This is a genomic window from Microbacterium sp. Marseille-Q6965, assembly GCF_946151065.1.
In the GTDB taxonomy this organism is placed as follows: domain Bacteria; phylum Actinomycetota; class Actinomycetes; order Actinomycetales; family Microbacteriaceae; genus Microbacterium.
In genome coordinates this window covers 97,787-113,334 of record NZ_CAMGZA010000002.1, presented here as the reverse complement: position 1 = coordinate 113,334, position 15,548 = coordinate 97,787, and the positions used below count along the sequence as shown (strand labels likewise).

Here is a 15,548-nt window from a genome sequence, read left to right as displayed (position 1 = left end):
CATCACACGCGTCACACTGGTAACGTCGCGCAGGGGGAACCGCGACACAAGAAGGAACGGTGTGACGGGCAAGATCGACGAGGCATGCCGAGTCGCGCGGTGCGGCGACGTGCCGGCGCATCGCATCGTCTTCCAGCCGCTCGTGTCGGCGCGCAGCGGAGCGGTCGTCGGATACGAGGCGCTTGCGCGCTTCGACGACGGCCGGCCACCCGCGGCGCACCTCGCCGACCCCCGGCCCGGAATCGTCGAGCTGGAGCTCGCGCTCGCCTGCAGCGCCGTGGCGGCGGCCGCCGCGATCCCGGCGCAGTACGCCGTCACGATCAACCTGTCGGCGCGCTCCATCGCCGAACCGGCGATGCGTTCGATCCTGCCCCGCGGGCGCCGATGGGGCATCGAGCTGCTGGAGACCTCGATCCTCGATGCCGACAGCCGCGTGCGCGAGCACGTCGACGACCTCGATGCGCTCCTGCTCATCGATGACGCCGGCACGGACCAGGCGAGCGTCGAGCGCATCGTCGCGCTGCGGCCCGACGTCGTCAAGATCGACAAGTCGCTCGTCTGGCGCGCCTGCGCCGAGGCGACGCACGGCGAGGCCCTGGCCGACACGCTCCGCCTGCAGGCGTACCTGGACGCCGCGCGCAGCGTGGGCGCCCGCACCCTCGCCGAAGGTGTGGAGACCGAGCGGCACCGCCGGCTCGCCGTCGACACGGGCATCGACTACGCACAGGGGTACCTGTACGGGGCCCCCGCGGCATACGGCGGTTAACGCCTGCCCGCGCGCCGACGTCGCTCGAGCCGCTCGGCACGCCGGTTGGGGCCCAACCGGCGATCGCCGTGATAGAGAATCGCCTGCCAGTCGGTGGGGCCCGGGGCGTACGCCGGCGCGGTTCGCTTCGCGCGCCGCGGCTTGTCGGCGGGCACGAACAGCCAGTCGACGACGCCGAGCACGAAGTCGACGATCGAGTTCCACACGCCGATGTAGGCGATGACGGCCCAGAGGCACAGCAGGGCGTTGAACAGCGCGAAGGCGGCGTTCCCCCAGTTCTGCGCCTGGACATCGCGCCAAAAGGTGAACGCCGAGAAGCCCACGATGAGCCACGGCACGAGCACATAGAGTGCCGGCGCGGCGGTGCGGTTGCGCACCTTCGGGGTGCGGGCGAAGGGGATCTTCTCCCCCGTCACCGCCTGTTGCAGCGACTTCAGCACGCCGGCCAGGTTGACGGCGAGCAGCACGAGGTTGAAGCCGTAGATCCGGAAGATGTCGGTGAACCGATGGCCCGAAGCCTTCAGATCGCTTCCCATGCACCAGAAATAGGGCACGGCCGCCAGGAAGACCCAGACGCTCAGCAGGCGCGAGTCATACGGATACGCGAGGAGGAAGAGCAGGCCGAAGCTCGCCCACGCGATCGAGGCCATGTAGTTGGTGCGCAGCAGCACCTCGCGCAGCAGCACACGCTCGCGCAGGCGGCGGCGCTCCCTCAGCTGATGCAGGAGCTTCGGCAGGATGAGCAGGCCGCCGTTCGCCCAGCGGCGGCGCTGCACGATGAGGGAGCCGAAGTCCGGGGGCGTCGCGGAGTAGCTGAGCCGCTCCGGGTAGTTCAGCAGCGTCCACTCGTGCGCGCCGATGTCGATCGAGGACTCGGTGTCCTCGATCACGGTGCGGTCCTGGATGTACGTGGTGATCGGGAATCCCCCGACCTCTTCCGTCGTGGCGATGTCCTGGAGCGCCCGGGTGCGGATGATGGCGTTCGCGCCGACCCAGAAGGTCGCCCCGTAGAAGCTCATGCCCTGGTGCTGGATGTGCTGGATGTCGGTGGTGGCACCGGCGATGCGCTCGATCCGTGTCGGCGCCCCACGGTACGACGAGTACGGCGTCTGCGTCACCGCGACGCGCTCGTGGCCCGGCTGCTCCAGGTACTCCACGAGACGCACGCAATAGTCGCGCAGGAGCATCGAATCGGCATCGAGCGTGAGCAGATACTCGCTCTCGGGCACCGACAGGTGAACCTCGTCACCGGGCCGTGCCTCGCGCAGCACCACGCCGTCCGCCGTCTCCTCGGCCGCCCAGTCCTTGCCGATCAGCGAGATGTAGGCGTTGATGTTCATCGCCTTGTTGGCCTCGTGCGACAGCGAACGGTAGGCCTTCCGCTCGAAGGAGCGCAGTTCGGCGGAGAAGATCCACACGAGCCGGTTGCGCAGCTGGCGCATCCGGTCCGCTTCCGGCGCGTCGCCCTGGTCGACGGCGGCGCGCAGGGCGAGCTCGGTGAGGCGCAGGTCGCTCGCCAGGCCGCCGAGCACGCGCTCCACGAAGAAGTCGTCGGTGTGGTCGGCCGTGGTCTCGGTGGCCGCCATGCCCTCCAGCCACTCCGCCGCCCAGCGGTAATCGTCGGCGAGCGACGACACCTCATCGGCGGACACCGCCGATCCCCGCTCGGAACGGGCGTTGCCGGCCTCCGCCGCGGCGGCGAAGCGCTCGCGCGGCTCACGCAGGGCCGCCTCGATCTCGCCGGGAAGGGCGCGGCTCGCGGCGAGCGATGCCGCGAGCGCGGGGTCGCGGGGATGGGGCGGGTCGTCGATGAGCAGCACGATCCGGAGGTTCGGGAACTCCTGCAGCGCTGCCGACCACAGCGTCTGCCGCACGACCGCCGGATCCTCGATGTAGGACGGCACGAGCACGGTGATGCGCTTGTCGTACCCGCCGTCGAAGTGACGATCGAGCACGGCACGCGGCACGCGCCGGTGATCGCGGAAGCGGTACAGCGCCCCCTGCCGCGCCATGAGGTACATCAGGGCCGAGAAGGCCAGGAACGTCACGACGATGAGGTACGACACCAGCTCGAGCGTGAGGCGCAGGTCGAAGTCGTTGTTCTCGACCAGCTCGCGCAGCACCGTCGTGATGACATAGATCGCCCAGCACGCGACGGTGGCGAGCATCGCCAAGCGTCCCAGCGGGATCGCGTGGCGGCCCGGTATCGGGTGCATGATCGACAGCGGCGCCGAGGCGCGTTCCGCGCCCCACTGCCGTCGGCGGCCCCGCTCCTGCGGCGGCGGCGCGGCCGCGTCGGGGCGCGCCTCGAGCGCGCGCCGGCTCTGATCCGAGTTCACGGCGACTGATCCCATCCCCCGGCGGCCCTCGGGTGAGGCCGCCCCATGAGTATTCTTTAGCATATAAGCCTCTCGTCAGCTCCCCGATCCGCGAGGGAAACACATCCGTGTCCGAACGCTTCGCCGGACGGCGCTTCTCCTGGTTGCGCTTCTCCGCCCTGGTCGTCGTCTGCGCTCTGATCGCCGGCACCGCCTGGTACACCTGGTCCTCCGCCCGCGACGAGGCGCAGGCGCAGGCGTCCGGCGACCCCTGGTTCGCCGGCTACGTGGACGTCACCGCGACCCCCTCGTACGCGTTCGAGGCGGCCGTGGACGGCGCAGTGCAGGACGCGGTGCTCGCGTTCGTCGTGGCCGCAGCCGCCGACGAGTGCGTTCCCACGTGGGGCGCCGCCTACACGCTCGACGAGGCCTCGGCGGCGCTCGACCTCGACCGCCGCATTCAGCGCCTGCGGGGCCAGGGCGGCGACGTGGTGGTCTCGTTCGGGGGGCTGCTCAACGCGGAACTGGGCGACGCGTGCGGCACGACCCGAGAGCTCCGCGACGCGTACGCGGCCGTGATCGATCGATACCGCCTCACCACGATCGACCTCGACCTGGAGGGCGACGCCCTGACCGACGCGGCGGCGATGGCCCGGCGAGCGGAGGCCGTGGCGGCGCTGCAGACCGAGCGGCGAGAGTCCGACGAGGAGCTCGCGGTGTGGCTCACGCTGCCCGTCGGCCCGGCCGGCCTTACCCCCGACGGCACCGACGCGGTGGCCGCCTTCCTCGACGCGGGCGTCGACCTGGCCGGGGTCAACGCGATGACGATGAACCTCGACGCGGGCGACACGCTTGCGGACGCGTCGCGAGAAGCGCTCCAGGCCCTGCATCGCCAGCTCGACGCGCTCTACGCCGCCGCCGACGTGCCGCTGGGCCCCGCCTCGCTGTGGCGCAAGATCGGCGCGACGCCCATGATCGGTCAGAACGACGTCGCGCGCGACGTGTTCGACCTCGCCGACGCGCGCGAGCTGAACGCGTTTGCCGTGGAGAACGGGCTCGGCCGCATGTCGATGTGGTCGCTCAACCGCGATCGCGCGTGCAGCGTGAACTACGCCGACACCACGGTCGTGTCCGACGCCTGCAGCGGAGTGGAGCAGGAGGACGGGGCGTTCGCGCCCCTGCTGGCGGCGGATTTCGACGGCAGCCCCGACGATGCCGCCGGCGCGGAGACGGTGCCCGAACCGGCCTCCACGCCCGCGGCGGACGATCCCGAGAACAGCCCGTACCCGATCTGGGACGAGACCGCTTCGTACCTCGCGGGCACCAAGGTCGTCTGGCGCGGCAACGTGTATCAGGCGAAGTGGTGGACCAGCGGCGACGTTCCTGATGACCCCGTGCTGCAGGAGTGGGAGACGCCCTGGACGCTGCTCGGCCCCGTGCTCCCCGGTGAGACGCCCGCCCCCTCGCTCGTCGTGCCGCCCCGCCTTGCGCCCGAGTGGGACGCCGATCGCGAGTACGACGCGGGCGACCTCGTCCTCCGCAACGGCGCCGTCTTCGAGGCGCGCTGGTGGACGCGCGGCGACGCTCCCGAGGAGGCCCTGAACGACCCCGGCGCGTCGCCCTGGCTGGCACTGGACGACGCGGCGGTGCGCACCCTCATCGACGCTGCGGCCGACACCGGCGACTGATCCTTCCGCGCCGCGCCGACGGGGACCGCGACCCGCGGACTGTTCCCCGCCGCTCCGTGCCGACACGTCGGGGTCCCTCGGGGACGCGTGTAGCATCGCCGAAGACTTCGCCCGCCGTTCCGCTCGAGAAGATGCTCCAATGACTGTCCACGGCGTCCCGCGCCTGCCGCCCGGCCTCGTGCCGCGCAAGCGCATCACGGACCGACTCGACGCCGACACCGCGATCGTCGTGGCTGTGGCGCCCTCCGGGTTCGGCAAGACGGTGGCGCTGACGCAGTGGGCGGCGGGCACATCGCGCGACGGCCTGTGGCTGCGCATTCGCGAGGGCATGTCGGAGCCGAACGGGTTCGTGCTGCAGCTGGGGCTCGCGCTGCGCGAGTTCGGGATCATCGACGAGTCGAACCCGCTGTGGAATCCCGCGGACGCGGTGGCCGGCGCGCACGACTCCTGGAGCCTCGCGTTGCGCGGCCTGCGCACCCTGGGCCGCGACCTCACGCTGCTCATCGACGACGGCGAACGGCTCGACGACGACAGCGCCGCCGGCCTGGTCGACCTCGTCGCCGACCTGCCGAACCTGTCGTTGCGTGTGGCCACGCGCACCGGCTCCGCCTTCACCACGCCGGATGCGGTCAGCCGTGTCGGCGTCGACGTCATCCGGCAGGACGACCTCGCGCTCACGCCCGACGAGATCGACGCGATCCTGCCGCCGAGCACCGCCGAGGACGAGGTGCAGAGCATCGCACGCCATGGCGGCTCCCCCGCGCTCGCCCGCCTCGTCGTGCTCGGCGCAACCCAGGCGGAGAGCGGATGGAGTCTGTCGGACGCCGTCGACGCGCTGTTGCGGCGCCAGTCGGCGAGGTGGGACGCCGCCTTCGCCGACTTCGTCATGCGCACCTCGCTCGCCGACGCGCTCGACGCCGAGCTGGCGCGCGATCTGACGGGGCGCGAAGACGCCGGCGCCCTGCTCGACCGGGCCGAGCGCGAGGGACTCGGGTATTGGAGCGGGCTCCGCTCCGGCGCGCGCGGGCGCTTCGTCTACACGCCGTTCCTCCGCGAGGCCGTCGAGCGGCACGCGCGCGCCACGCTGCCGCCGAGCGATCTGCGCGCCCTCGTGCTCCGGGTGGCCCGCTGGGAGCTCGCTAAGGGGTACCCGCTCGCCGGCCTGGCGCTGGCCGTGGAGCAGGACGACTGGGACCTGGCCGACGAGATCATCCGCGGCTCCTGGATTGAGCTTCTGCGCACCGGCGAGGAGCTCCGCAAGGTCTTCCGGGGCGTGCCGCTGACCCGCCTGGGCAACCGTCCGCTGCCGGCGGCGCTGCTGGCGATCTCGTACAACGGCACGGCCAGCTCACGGCTGCGCGCCCTCGAGTACTTCGCGCTCACCATCGTCGCCGCGCGCCGCACGCGCGCGACCGTGTCGGTCGTCGACCGCACCATCCTGCGCCTCGTGGAGTCGGTTGCATACCGCGTGAGCAGCCGGCTCGAAAGCGCCGGTGCCGTCGCGGGGGCGGGGCTGAACGCCCTGCATGACCTCCCCCTCGAGGCGCGCCAGGAGCTCGGCGACAACGAGATCACGATCTTCTCGCAGTTCGGCATCTCGTTGCTCTACAGCGGCGACACGGCGGCGGCCATCACCTCCTTCTCCCATGCCGTGTCGGCCGGGCGCGCCCGGGGATCCGGGAAGGCGCTGCACCCCCTCATCCTCCAGGCCGGCACCATGGCGCTGCGGGGCGACCTGCCGGAGGCCGCCCGGCTGCTGCGCGAGGCCGAGGGCTTCCGCTGGCCGGAGGGCTGGCGCGAGGGCTACCAGGGGACGTTCCTGCACCTGGCGCGTGCGTGGGAGGCGCTGGAGGCGGGAGACCCGGCCGCGGCGGAGGAGCATGTGCGGCAGGTCGACGGCACGCTGCCGGCGAACGAGCACTGGCCGCTCGTGGCCCACGTCGAGGCCCTCTCGCTCGTGTTGCGGGGCCGCGCCGACGAGGCGGCCGCCCGGCTCGACTCGATCATCCGCACCCAGCGTGCCCGCCGCGCGTATCCCCCGCTCACGGCCGACCGGTTGCGCGGCACGCGCGCCCTCATCGAGCTCGCCCGGGGCGATGCCGGCGCCGCCTCGCGGGTGCTCGCGCGTGCGAAGAACCGCGCCGAGACGACGGCCTCACACGCGCGGGTCGCGCTCGTCGAGAACGACCCGGGGCGGGCCCTGCGCGAGCTCGGCCGCGATCTGCCCGCGGACGCGTCGGCGCGGCGCAGGGCCGAGCATGCCGCCCTCAAGGCGGCGGCCGTGGCCATGCTGCAGCCGGGTCCGGAAGCTCTCTCGGCGATCCGCCGCCTGTACGCCCTGCTCGTCGACCGCGGCCTCACTCTGCCGCTCGTGTTCGTGCCCGTCGCGGGCATCGACGCCATGAGGGCCGTCGCGGACGGTGCCGGCGACGATCGCGTCCGCGGTCTGCTCGAGGCGGCTCGTGCGCGAGCGCCGCTGACGGGCGGCCAGACCCGCCCCCGCCTGAGCGAGCGCGAGCGGGCGGTGGCGCGCCAGCTCGTCGCGGGGGGCACGGTCGAGGCGATCGCCACGGCGCTGAACGTCTCGCCCAACACCGTCAAGTCTCAGATGCGCTCGATCTACCGCAAGCTCGACGTGCGCACCCGGACCGAGGCGATCCGGTCGCTGTCCACCCTCGACCTCACGGAGTGAGCTGGTCCGACCGAACGCGGGCGGACGGGCGCAGCAGCGGCACGAGAGCGGCGACCGCGACGACGGGCAGTGCCAGCAGCAGATACATGCCCGCGTAGGCGTCGGAGAACCCGAGCCCGGGCGCCACGTGCACGAGCCAGGCCGCAATCAACGGCCCCACGATGGGCCCGAGCGTGTTGGCGACGTTGAAGACGCCGAGGCCGAATGCCGACCGCTCCGGCGGAAGCGCGGCCTGCACCAGCGAGCGGGTCGCGACCGCGGCGAGGCCGATGCCGGCGCCGGCCAGGACGGTCGCGGCCTGGAAGACCTCGACCGTCGGGGCCACCCCTCGCCCGACCATGCCGACCGTCAGCAGGGCGATCCCGGACACCACGAGGATGCGCGGTGGCGCAGCGCGCAGACGCGTGGTCGCGACGAGGAACGACACGAGGACGAGCGCCGCGGCGCCGAGGAGAGTGGAGAGCGACACGAGGCGTACGGCGTCGCGCTCGACCGCGCCCCATCGATCCATGAACAGGTACAGCGCGTAGGTGAGGCCGGCGGCCATCTCGATGGCCACCACGAGACGCACGACGAATGCCGCCACGAAGGCGCGCGAGGCGATCTCCCGCAGCCCGCGCCGGCCGTCTCGCGCCTCGGTCGTCGGAACGCGGACATCGGCCGGACGCTCGATGAGGATCCCGATCACCACGATCACGACGGCGGCCACGGCCGGAACGGTGAGCAGCATCGGCACGATGTCCGTGGGGAACGCGGCGGCCATGGCGAGCCCCGGCAGCGTGCCGAGGAATGCCGCGGCCGCGAAGAACCCCGCCGCGCGCGTGCGCTCCTCGGGCGGCAGCCCGTCGGACACGAGGCCGTTGATGGCGCCGTAGCACGCGTTGTAGGCGACCTGCGTGAGCACCCACGACACCGCGAGCGAGATGGCATCGGGCGACATCGCGACGGCGGCCGTGCCGGCCAGTCCCGCCAGCCCTCCGCCGATCAGCCAGGCGCGGCGCCCGACCCGGTGACGGGTGGCGTCGGCGCACCACCCGAAGAGCGGGTTGGCGATCATCGCCCCGAGGGAACCGAGGGCGATGATCACGCCGAGCACGCCCGCGGCATCGTCGGGCCCGACGTGACGCCGCACGAGCACCGACAGCCCGACCGCCACGGGCGCGGTGAGGGACCCGAGCACCGCGCACTGCAGCACCGAGAGCACGAGAATGCGCGCCAGCGGCGTGCGGGTGAAGGTCAGTCTCGCAGCGGGCAGTGCAGTCTCCTCGTCCGGGGCGCGGGCGCCGCGGGCCAGTCTACGGCGCTCGCCGCCCCGCGATCCCCGACGGAAAGGGAAGCCCCTTGACGGGTGAAATACTGGGTGAATTGGAAGGCTTTCCTGGGAAGAACCTGGAGGAGCGGCTTGAATACCCCTTGGGGGTCCCGCCGCCGGAGCGATCCGGCAGCCGCGCGCGGGCGACCAGGGGGTGTTACTGCTCGATGACGTACGACGTGGTGTCCGAAGCGACGGCCGATACGTTCCACCGCGCGATCGCACGCGGAGACCTCGAGAGCGCGAACCGCACCGTCATCGCGGCGTGGTTCGATCTGTTCCTGCACCATCCGGAGGGCGTCCGGCAGTCGCTCTCGCGCGTGCCCTTCCGCCGGCTGCGGCACTATCCCCTGCTCGCGTTCCTGCTCGGCATGGTCTGCCACGGGTCGGCGATGCACCGCGCCAAGGCGATGCAGTACTTCCTGCTCGGCACGCGCGCCGCCGAGACTCGCGAGTCCGAGTTCACGATGCCGGAGCGGATCCTCTCCTACACCGCGCAGAGCGCGACCCTCCGCATCAGCGGACGCGTCGGCATGGCGATCCACCCCGCCCGCCGCGCGATGGCACTCCTCGACCACGCCCCGGAGGAGCGCGAGCGCATCGGCCACCTGCCGCGCGTCTACGCGCAGCTCGGACGCACCTTCATCGAGGCGGGCCTGCGCGACGAAGCCCTCGAGGCCCTGGCGAACGGCATCGCCGAGGCGGACGACGACGACGCGGCCGGCTCCGCATGCCTCTCGCTCATGGCGGGCGTGGAGGCCCTGGAGGGCGACCTGCCCGCCGCCGCCGAGTACCTCGAGGCCGCGGACCGACGCCTTCGCGACCGGTTGGCGATGCCCTACACCGGCACCTTCCACCGGTTGGCCGCGAGCATGCTCGCCATGGAGCACCGCGACCTCGTCACCGCCGCGGCGCAGCTCGACGCGGTGAGGCCGTACCGCGCGACCTCCGAGCACTGGGTCACGATCGCACGCGTCGAGGGCTACCTGGGTCTCCTGCGGCGTCAGCCCGCCGAGACCCTGGCGAGGCTCGACCGCATCCCTCAGCTGCGGACGGGCGACGGGCTCACCCGCTCGGCCAGCCGCGAGATCGCCTCGATCACCGCCCTGCTGCACCTGGCCCTGGGTCGCTCCCACGTGGGCGCCGAGCTGCTCAGCCGGTTCACCGATGCCCGCGCGACCGTCGACCGCGCGCGCGTGGCGCTCGTCGACGGCGACGGGCACGGCGCGCTGACCCTGGTCCGCTCGGTGGAGTGCGAGCAGCTCAGCCTGCGAACCCGCACGGAGGCGACGGCGATCGAGGCCGCCGCCCTGCTGCGCCTTCCCGCTCCGCACCGGAACGACGACGTCGTCGTGCTCCTGGGCGAGCGACTGCGCCACTCGGCGATGCGCCTCCCGCTCGCCCTCCTGCCCGTGTCCGACTTCCGCGCCGTCACGGCGGCGCTCGTGCGGCTCGGCTATGCCGACGTGTGCGACGGCGTCGAGCCGTTGATCCCGGATCGTCCCATCGTGCGCCTCACGCGACGCGAGCGCGCGGTGCTCGAAGCGATCGCCCTGCGCGACGAGCCGCTGGTCGATATCGCGGCACGCCTGCACGTGTCGCTCAACACCGTAAAGTCCCAGCTGCGAGGGGTGTACCGCAAGCTCGAGGTAGACAACCGCCAGGACGCGCTCATCGCGGCCGTCGAGCGCGGACTGTTGCGTCCCGCCGCCGAGCCCGCCATCGCCTGACGCCGCCCGACCTCGCCGCGGGCGGGATCGTCTCAGCGCAGGGCCCGACGCAAGACCGCCCCGCCGGCAGGGGTACGCGGGCGGGGCGGTCGGTCTGGGGGTGGGCGGAGGCTCACGACGTTCACCGCGAGGGCCGCACCACGATCTTGTCGGGTGAGGGACTGCCCCCGCCATCGGGCGGGGCGGACTTCACTCCTGCTTTCATCCGCAGGCGGAGGTGTGCAGGGGGCCGCACCGCGAGGCGCGGCCCCCTGCACCGCGATCAGGCGGCGTCGTGGCGGCGCCGCGTGATGTACAGGCCGAGGCCGGCCAGCACGAGGAACACGGCCACCCCGATGAGGGTCGCGCCGACGGCTCCGCCGGTGGTGGCGAGGCCGGGCCGATCGGCCTGCTCCCCCTCGCCCGCCGCGGCATCCAGCGGGCGGACGAACCCGAAGTCCAGGGTGAGGTCCTGGTCCCGGTCCATCGTCAGGCCGCGGGACGCCGCGCTCCACTCGGAGGAGTCCCCGGCGCGATCACCGATACCCGACAAGGTGGGCAGCAGCCCCGCCAGGGCGTCCGCCGACGCGTCGCGGTCGATCGAGACCGTGTACGACTCGCCCTCCTGCAGCACCGGCAGGCCGGTGAACAGGTAGCGCCCGTTCTCGTCGGTCTTCTGCGGCCCGACCGGCTGGCCGTGCACATCGGTCACCGGCTTTCCGTCGGGTCCGACGATCGTCAACACGACGCCCGGAATCCCCGGCTCGCCGGTGCTCTGGCGGCCGTCGCGGTTCTCGTCGATCCAGACGAGATCGCCCACCTCGACCCAGAGCTTCGGCAGCACGCCGGCGTCCCAGGTCGGGTCGATACCGTGCGTCGCCTTCAGCGCCGCATGCGGGTACTCCGCGGTCAGGCCCGGGTTGTCCGGTCCCAGGGCGATGAGGGCGGTCAGCCCGGTCGCGGGATCGGCGTCGGAGTCCGATGCCGCATCGCCCGCGGTGGGCAGGGTGAACTCGTAGAGCCGGCGCTGCTGCTCGGTCAGGGTGAACCGCACCTGATAGACGCCCTCCGCGAGGTCGTCGAAGAGGTAGCGGCCCTCCTCGTCGGTCACGGTGGTCCCGACGAGCGCGCCCGCCTCGGTCCGCAGCTCGACGGTCACGCCCGGCAGCGCCGGCTCGCCCTCGTCCTGCAGCCCGTCACGGTTCTCGTCGATCCAAACCACGTCGCCGATCGCGTACGACCACGTCACCACTCCCGCGTCCCACGTGGGGTCGATGCCCTCCGTGGCCGAGAGCGGGGTGTCGTAATCCCTCGTCAGCTGCCCGTTCTCGTCGCCCAGGCGGATCACGTCGGTCTCGCCGATCCAGCGCTCCTCCGAGGCGCCGGCGTCGGAGTCGACCGCCGCGTCGCCGACGGTCGACCGGGTGAAGACGTAGGCCTGCCGCTGCTGCTCATCGAGCACGAAACGGAGGCGGTAGTCGCCCGCCTCGAGCCCGTCGAACAGGTAGCGACCCTCCGCGTCGGTCTCGGCCGTCGCGAGGACCTTCCCCGCCTCGTCGCGCAGCTCGACGGTGACGCCCGGCAGCGCCGGCTCGCCCTCGTCCTGCACGCCGTTGCGGTTGTCGTCGATCCACGCGACGTCACCGATCGCGTAGGTCTTCGTCACGACGCCGGCGTCCCAGGTCGGGTCGATGCCCCTCAGGGCGCGGACCCTGCCGTGCTCGTACGCGTCGCCCGGGACGAGGTGGGGGTTCTCGTCGCCGAGCACGATCACGCCCGACTCCCCGCTCTCGCGGTCGGCGTCGGAATCGGCGGTGGTGTCGCCGCCCGCGGTGCGCTCGGTGAACGTGTAGCGCGCGGCCTGCTCGTCGGTCAGAACGAACCGCACGCGGTACTCGCCGGCCGGCAGCAGGTCGAACAGGTACCGGCCTGCCTCGTCGGTCGTCGTGGTGCGCAGCACCTCGCCGCCCGCGGTGAGCAGCTCGACGGTCACACCCGCCAGGGGATCCTCGTCGCCGTCGCGCACGCCGTCGCGATCCGCGTCGATCCACGCCTCGTCGCCCAGGGCGAACAGGGACAGCGGGGTGTTGTACAGCGTGGCGGGCGACGAGCTGCCGTCCTCGCGGATCGTCACCTCAAGCTGCGCATCGGAGCGCTCGTAGCCGGCCGGCGCCCGCGTCTCGGTGACGGTGTAGCGCCCGGCGGGAACGCCGCCGTCGGGCTCCTCCGGCACGACGATGGCGCGGTCCGAGCCGTTCGGGCCCGCGACGACCAGCCGTCCGTCGACGACGTAGGCCTCGTCGGTGATCACCGACCCGTCCGGCGCCGTCACGGTGAAGCGCGCATCACGATCCGTGATGACCTCGTCCGGGCGCAGCGTGTCACGCTTCAGGATCATCAGCGGGAACCCGTCGGAGGGCGTGATCGTGGCGGACGCCGCGCGCACCTGGTTGGTGATCCCCACGTCCGCGGTGAACGAGTCGACGCGCACCTTGAAGTTGACGTGCGCCTCCGCGCCCTGCGGCAGCGTGGTGCCCGGCTTCTGCTGAATGTGGACGGTGTTCGCCGCCGCATCCCACGTCGCGCGCACGTTGCCGCCGATGTCCACCGACGTCTGCGGGTCGACGTCGCCGGACTCGAGGTTCGCGTCGCTGACGAAGCCGAGGAACGTCACGCCGTCGGGCAGCGCGTCGGCCAGCGGCACGATGGCCACGCCGAAGTAGCCGCCGTGCGGGATGAGGCGCACGCGGTACACGAACTCGTCCTGCGTCATCTGGCCCTCGTCGTCGAGCTCGACGCGAAGGTTCTGGGTCCACTCGCCCGCGCCGGAGTACAGGGTCTTCTCGACCTCGAGCTCGTCGCCGTAGCTGGTCGCCGTGCCCTTCGCCTCCGAGTACCAGGTGTACTCCTGGCGGTCGTCACCCTCCACGCGCGCCGCGTTGGAGACGTCGATCGTCTGCTTGCCCTCGAGCACCCTCGTCGGCAGCGTGAGCGTGAGCTCCAGCCGCCTGGTCAGCTCGCCGTCCAGGTTCATCCAGGCGGGCAGCCCCGCACCGAAGTCGGCCGACGGCGTGAGCACGAGCTCGCCCGCCTCGTTCAGGGTCAGGTCGACGTCGGCGCCGGTGAGGCCGCCCTGCCCGTCGTAGCTGCCGGTGATCGAGTCGCGGATGGCGCCGAGGTCGCTGAGATCGAAGACCTCCCGGTTCACCTCGTCGACGATGCGCGACTTGCGCAGGTCGGGAACAGAGCCGGCCGCGAGGCTGAACGTGAAGGCGACCTGTGCGCGCTCCCCCGGCCGCACCTGCACGGTGCCGGCGGTGGACTTGCGGAACTCGGCCGGGTCGTTGATGACGCTACCCGGCGGCATGGGCAGGTACAGCGTCGTGCGCACCGTGCGGTTCTCGTCGCCCGAAGCACGGAACTCGAACCTCGCGGTGTTCTCGGCGGTGTACATCGTGTCGACCTGCGGCTGCTCCGTGCCGGGCTGGCGCGTGCGCAGTCCCTCGAGGGTGGTGATGCGCGCGGCCGCCTCGAACGCGTAGCTGCGCGAGGTGTCGCGACCGACGTTGATGTGCAGCGTCTTGCCGTCGTCCGCGAGCCGGTACATGCCGACGTACGCGTCGCCGGCGAAATCGCCGGCGCTCACGTCACCGGGGGCTCGGGTGAGCTCGAGGTCGCCGGCCGTGACGCGGAGGAAGTCCTCGCCCGCCCACTCGATCTGCTCGGGCAACGCGTCGGTGATGACGACGTTGCGCGTGAGCTCGTGACGCGTGCCGACGAAGGCGGCGAACTGCGTGAGGTCGGCCCGCAGCGTGTAGGTGACGTCGACGGGCTCGGCGAGCCGGCCCTCATCGTCCAGCGCGATGCGCGTCTGTCCCGACAGGTTCGAGCCCTTGCTGAACGCGCGGCCGAGGTCGGGGCGCGGGGCGGCGGCGATCCATCCGCCGATCGAGACGGTGGTGCTGCGGTCGGCACCGTCGATCACGGCGTTGTTCTTCATCGCGACGGCGTAGGTGCCGCCGTCCTCGCCGACGGCGTCGGCCTGCTCCTGCAGGGCCGCGCGAAGCGCCTCGACCTGGTCGGCGCGCACGTGGGCGGTGTACGTCAGGCGCAGCTGCGATCCCGCGGGGAGGTCGATCCCCTCGATCGCGAACGTGCGGCCGTCGACGGCCGGCTCGGGCAGGGCGAAGGGGACGGTCGTCTTGTTGAAACCGTCCTCGTCCCACGCCGTCAGCTCGGCCGCGAAGCTGTCGGGGTCGAACGCCAGGAACTCGCTGATCGTGTCGGAGACCACGAGGCCTCCGCGGGCATCGGCGGCGTCGATCGCGATGGTGTAGCTGATGGGCGCCGCGGTGATGCCGTCGGCGAGCGTGACGACGCCGTCGGCGGCGCGCGAGACGAAACGCCCGAGCCCGGGGTCGCCCGCGGTCTTCTCCTGCCGATCGGTCAGCGGCGGGCGCAGCTCGTCGTCGGCGTCCTTCACGATCAGGCGCGTCGTGAGGGGCGCACCCGGCACGTCCCACGTGATGTCGCGGTAGCCCGTGCCGCTCTGCGGCGGGTCGAACCGGAAGTCGAAGGACACGACGCCCTGGTCGATCGTCCTGTCGAGCGGATCGCGGAACGTGACGACGACATCGCCCGCGGCATCGAGGCCGAGGGACGCGATGATCGTGTTGCCCGCGGGCACCGAGAGCGCCTCCGCGGGGACCGTGACGCCGTCCGGCACGCCGATCGTCACGGTGCCGCCGGGCGTGAGGTCCGGCACCGAGTACTGCAGGCGCGCGGTGTAGCTCGTGCCCGGCGTCACGACGGTGGTGTCGCCGTAGGTCTCGCCGCCGTAGTCGACGCTGAGCGTCACGCCGCTCGTCGCGGCCGCGGCGGCCACCGGCGCCTGCACGCCGATGAGCACCAGCAGCGCCGCCATCAGCGCGGCGATGAGGCCGCGCCAGCTCGTATGCGATTGTGTCGCGTTTTGACCGTCGTTCATGGGTTCCCTCCCCTGAGTGCGTTCGGGCACGCCCCTCACCGGGTGGCCCGAAGGCCGCCCGGTGGGGGTGGGGGCG

At 72.3% G+C, this 15,548-nt stretch carries 7 protein-coding genes; 4 read left to right on the top strand and 3 right to left on the bottom strand.

Annotated features, from left to right (window positions below; genetic code table 11):
- The first annotated feature begins 61 nt into the window (after window positions 1-61).
- A complete protein-coding gene (locus N8N77_RS07000; protein WP_261165789.1) occupies window positions 62-766 on the top strand; it encodes an EAL domain-containing protein in 705 nt (234 codons plus the stop codon).
- On the opposite strand, the gene N8N77_RS06995 is transcribed toward N8N77_RS07000, so the two are convergent.
- A complete protein-coding gene (locus tag N8N77_RS06995) occupies window positions 763-2,982 on the bottom strand; it encodes a glycosyltransferase family 2 protein (protein WP_261166387.1) in 2,220 nt (739 codons plus the stop codon). The genes N8N77_RS07000 and N8N77_RS06995 overlap by 4 nt on opposite strands.
- A 230-nt stretch (window positions 2,983-3,212) precedes the next feature.
- On the opposite strand from N8N77_RS06995, the gene N8N77_RS06990 reads away from it, so the two are divergent.
- Both N8N77_RS06990 and N8N77_RS06985 read left to right on the top strand, forming a co-directional pair.
- Entirely contained in the window at window positions 3,213-4,772 is a 1,560-nt protein-coding gene (locus tag N8N77_RS06990; RefSeq protein ID WP_261165788.1) for a chitinase, read from the top strand.
- Window positions 4,773-4,911: 139 nt separating this feature from the next.
- Window positions 4,912-7,464, top strand: coding sequence for a LuxR C-terminal-related transcriptional regulator (locus tag N8N77_RS06985; RefSeq protein WP_261165786.1), 2,553 nt, complete (start codon window positions 4,912-4,914; stop codon window positions 7,462-7,464).
- Here the strand turns inward: N8N77_RS06985 and N8N77_RS06980 are convergent.
- Window positions 7,454-8,659 (bottom strand): MFS transporter, encoded by a 1,206-nt coding sequence (locus tag N8N77_RS06980; RefSeq protein WP_261165785.1) that lies wholly within the window; start codon window positions 8,657-8,659, stop codon window positions 7,454-7,456. The two genes, N8N77_RS06985 and N8N77_RS06980, sit on opposite strands and share 11 nt — an antisense overlap.
- A gap of 284 nt (window positions 8,660-8,943) precedes the next feature.
- Between N8N77_RS06980 and N8N77_RS06975 the strand changes: the two genes are divergently transcribed.
- Complete coding sequence (locus N8N77_RS06975) at window positions 8,944-10,506, top strand: LuxR C-terminal-related transcriptional regulator (protein WP_261165784.1); 1,563 nt, start codon at window positions 8,944-8,946, stop codon at window positions 10,504-10,506.
- A gap of 262 nt (window positions 10,507-10,768) precedes the next feature.
- Here N8N77_RS06975 and N8N77_RS06970 read toward each other — a convergent pair whose 3' ends face one another.
- The gene (locus tag N8N77_RS06970) at window positions 10,769-15,472 is read right to left on the bottom strand and encodes an SdrD B-like domain-containing protein (RefSeq protein WP_261165783.1); all 4,704 of its coding nucleotides are present in this window, start codon (window positions 15,470-15,472) and stop codon (window positions 10,769-10,771) included.
- Between the last annotated feature and the right edge of the window lie 76 nt (window positions 15,473-15,548).

Coding starts and splice junctions, on each gene's coding strand:
- N8N77_RS06985 (WP_261165786.1), top strand. CDS start 4,912: ATGACTGTCCACGGCGTCCCGCGCCTGCCGCCCGGCCTCGTGCCGCGC.
- N8N77_RS06995 (WP_261166387.1), bottom strand. CDS start 2,982: ATGCACCCGATACCGGGCCGCCACGCGATCCCGCTGGGACGCTTGGCG.
- N8N77_RS06970 (WP_261165783.1), bottom strand. CDS start 15,472: ATGAACGACGGTCAAAACGCGACACAATCGCATACGAGCTGGCGCGGC.
- N8N77_RS06975 (WP_261165784.1), top strand. CDS start 8,944: ATGACGTACGACGTGGTGTCCGAAGCGACGGCCGATACGTTCCACCGC.